At 43.7% G+C, this 3,836-nt stretch carries 3 protein-coding genes; all 3 read right to left on the bottom strand.

Annotated elements, in window-relative coordinates; all coding sequences use genetic code 11:
- Nucleotides 1-374: 374 nt before the first annotated feature.
- The 3 genes from H5300_RS25825 to H5300_RS25815 are packed head-to-tail and all read right to left on the bottom strand — an operon-like array spanning nucleotide 375 to nucleotide 3,615.
- Nucleotides 375-848: a response regulator gene (locus tag H5300_RS25825; protein WP_017062404.1), complete on the bottom strand. Its 474-nt coding sequence runs from the start codon at nucleotides 846-848 to the stop codon at nucleotides 375-377.
- Nucleotides 835-2,190 (bottom strand): ATP-binding protein, encoded by a 1,356-nt coding sequence (locus H5300_RS25820; RefSeq protein ID WP_017087835.1) that lies wholly within the window; start codon nucleotides 2,188-2,190, stop codon nucleotides 835-837. Before H5300_RS25820 ends, H5300_RS25825 begins: the two co-directional genes overlap by 14 nt.
- A gap of 6 nt (nucleotides 2,191-2,196) precedes the next feature.
- Nucleotides 2,197-3,615, bottom strand: coding sequence for a DASS family sodium-coupled anion symporter (locus H5300_RS25815; RefSeq protein WP_004733551.1), 1,419 nt, complete (start codon nucleotides 3,613-3,615; stop codon nucleotides 2,197-2,199).
- Nucleotides 3,616-3,836: the final 221 nt, after the last annotated feature.

Here is a 3,836-nt window from a genome sequence, read left to right as displayed (position 1 = left end):
TGTATTGCTTCCAGTTGGTTGTTTTGTAACGAGGCTTAGGCATAGGGCTACGAGAGAGGGTGGAGGTAGCTGATCAGATCGTAGGTTCTTGATTTAGTTCCATTGAATTACGCAACAAAGCCGCACTAATGTGGTGTATAAAGACTATGCATTAACTTCAATTTTGGTTGGCGTAGCGCATGAGTTTTAGACTTAAGCCAGCAACCAGTGTGTTGATAGCTGAGTACTAAAACCTGAACGACTAAAAGAGATAGGTAATATATGCACCGAAGATTACATCTTTCAAAGACAAAATCCTTCAGAAAGCTTCCTTCGGTGCATATAATTTCAAGCGACTGACATAAGTGACTAGCGTAAGTCGCTAATATAAGAGACTAACGCAAGCGTCTCAACACAACCTGCTGGTCGAGCTCATTCTGATAGTCCGTGTAATCAAGCCCTTGATCAAATATGTACTCAGTGACAAGAGTACGAATGCACTCAACTAATGTGCTTGCTTGCCAAGGCTTTTCAAAGTAACGGTCGATGCCTGCTGCATTAATCGCATTGATGGTATCGGTGTGAGTGGCCTGCCCCGTAAGAAGAATTTTCTTTGTATTCGGAAAGCGGCTGTCATGGAACACTTCAGTGAGTAACTCCACACCCGTTTTCCCTGGCATCACATGATCAGACACGATGACGGTAATGTGTTCGCCTTCTGCGTCAAGTTCATCAATGAGATCAAGCACCTCTTGCGCTGATTCACAATCTTCAATATTCAGCCAACTCGCCAGCGGCTCTAAATCTTGTACCACTGCGCTCAGTACTTCTCTCTGGTCATCGACACAGATTAAATTAAGCTTCTCCATGTTCACCCTCTACTGGTAACTTGATTCTAAATACAGTTTTAGAAGCATCACTTTTCACAATGATACTTCCGCCATAACCCGCCACAATCCGCTTAACGATTGATAAACCCAAGCCCAATCCAAACGATAAACCACCTTTTTTAGTGGTGAAGTTGGGCTGAAATACCTTTCTACGAGTCACCTCGTCTATCTCAGGGCCGTTATTCGTGATCGTAACTAATATTCTTTTCTTACTTAATCTGGTTTGAATTTCTATTGCGGCATCGTCTGAATTCGACATTGCATCACAAGCATTCTTTACAATGTTGACCCAAATCTGAACGAGCTCTGTTTTCGAGCCTTTAAAAGTCGGTAAATCTGCAGGGCTCAATCGCACAGAGACTCTACGTAACTCACTTTGTAACAACGATAAGGCATGGTTAATGGAGTCGTTAATATCAACCGCTTCTTCGGTGTCAATATCAACTCTACCAAGTTGTTTAACCGATTTTACGATGCCAACGGTGTGTCTAGATGCCAAACGTAAATCATGTAAATCACAGCCCATCTGCCAAAAGCGAATCGCTTCTTCTGGGTTTTTCAGCCAATGTTTTGAAATAACGTCTGTTGCATATGAAGCGTCAATTGGAATCGCCTTTGCAAGAGAGCGTGCAATGTTTTTGTCTAAACCATATTTTCTTTCAAATTGTCGCCCACGTGTTCGCGCTTCTGACGACGACGTTTTCTGACCATGCATTAACCCAAAATCGAAAAATTGACTGGCTTCTGGATGCACTTCTTCGAGCAGATCCATGATGACCGTTTCAAGTCGGCCAGATTTACTATTTACTACACCAATAGCGTTGTTAAGCTCATGGGCAATCCCTGCAGCCAATTGACCCAAGGTCGTCATTTGCTCAGCAGTATGTAACTTCTCTAGCGCTTTTTGTTTCGCTATCGCTTCTTGTGTTGCGCGGCGTTGACGACGCGACAACTCATTGACAATCACAGGTGTGAACTGTGCGGTAAGAGGACCAAACTTACGTTCATCTTCTGCAGGCGTGTCTTTATCGATCCACGCTAATTCAACATCGGTTTTAGCAACAACCGTTGAAGATGCTGTCCAATTACCTGAAAAGAAGCTATGAACGCCTATAAAAGCCCCACTACCCGCGCTAAAGACTCGCACTTGCGGTGTATTCGCTTCGGAATAAAACCCTTCCAGTTCTCCACTAAACACATAATATAAACGAGTGTTTAACGCTGATTGTTCAATAATGGTGTTACCGGCACGGCACGTCACCCGACGTTCTGTCTGATTAAAATAACGATCGATAAGTGCTTCTAGCTTTTGTTGATACACGTATCGTTATCCTATGTGACCAATTGAATGTAGCACCCACACCATAACAAAACTCAGTAGCACACCAACCACACCCAAAATAATACCGATTCTGGCCATTTGATTACTTTGCACATGACCCGTGGCATGAGCCAACGCATTCGGTGGCGTACTGATTGGCAGCGACATACCTAATGAAGCGGCAAAAGTCACAACCAGAATTAACGTTAACTCACCGCCGAGTGGCGTGAGTGAAGCCATAGACGAACCTAATGCAGCCATAATTGGCATTAACAAGTTAGCCGTTGCGGTATGAGACATAAAGTTTGCCATTACCAAACACAAGAACGCCGCTCCGAACAACACCACATAGGGTGAGTAAGCATCAAACGGAATGCTGTGTACCACGAGCCTTGCTAAGCCAGTTTTATCGAGAGCTAAACCAAGTGCAATACCACCTGATACAAGCCACAGTACGTCCCAAGAAATCTTTTTAAGGTCTTCTTTATTGATGATCCCTGTGAGTGAGAACACAGCGACAGGAATCAGAGCGACGGTATAAGAGTTCATGCCATGGCTTGAGCCCATTAACCAAAGAATGATGGTCAGCGCAAAAGTGACGTATACCGCAATGGCTTTGGGCGTTTTAAGGAATTTACCTTTGATGCTTAGCTCGATTTTCTTTTGGTCAGCTTTGTACATAAAGCCTATTAAAAACCACGCTAACGCCATCATAATAACGACAAACGGCACACCAAATGCCATCCATTCACCGAACGTAATGAGGTTATCGCCAACTAAATATTTAAGTGCGATAGCGTTCGGGGGGGTACCGATCGGGGTACCAATGCCACCGATGTTAGCGGCAACAGGGATACAAAGCGCAAACGCTATACGACCGGGGTCTTTCGGGCCAAACACAGCCAGTACCGGCGTTAAAATAGATAGCATCATTGCCGTTGTTGCCGTGTTAGACATAAACATCGAAAAGATACCAGTGATCAGCATTAAGCCGAGCATCACAAACTTTGGGTCTTGTCCAAATGGCTTCAATAATACACGGGCTAAGTTTACGTCTAATCGATACTTAGTGGCGGCCATCGCTAAGAAAAAACCGCCCAAGAACAGCATGATGATTGGGCTGGCGAATGTCGCCATAATGTCGCTGTATTTTAACAACTCACCAAAATGTTCCTGCCCATGCTCAAACCTTAAAAAGATCAGCCCTTTATCCGACAACATCAATAATTGCAGAACGATAATAACAACAGACGTCGCGTAGATCGGGATAGGCTCGAACACCCAGCACAATGCCGCTAATAAAAAGATCGCGATAACGCGTTGTTGAATAATCGTAAGGCCTTCAAATGGAAACGCTGATAGCGGCATTACGAGGATAATGAAAGGAATTAAAATAGGGATAATGTATTTAATATAGGGGCGCATAGCACAAAAACTCTTCCTGAGATAACAACTACTTAGAAATTAGATTTAAAGTTCTAATTTAGTCCGACAACGAATTATCGACCTCTTATCATTATCCCCGAATTCAACTCCGAACTGCGACACTCTTAATTTTCAAGCAGCCGACATCATTTCTTTAAATAGGACAGCTGGCTGCTTGAACCCCAAACACTTTTTCGGACGATAGTTAATCCGTTGTTGCG

It is taken from the genome of Vibrio sp. SG41-7, from assembly GCF_014164465.1.
Classification (GTDB): Bacteria; Pseudomonadota; Gammaproteobacteria; order Enterobacterales; family Vibrionaceae; genus Vibrio; species Vibrio splendidus.
Note: the sequence above shows the minus strand (reverse complement) of the source record. Positions and strands in the feature narration are given on the sequence as shown.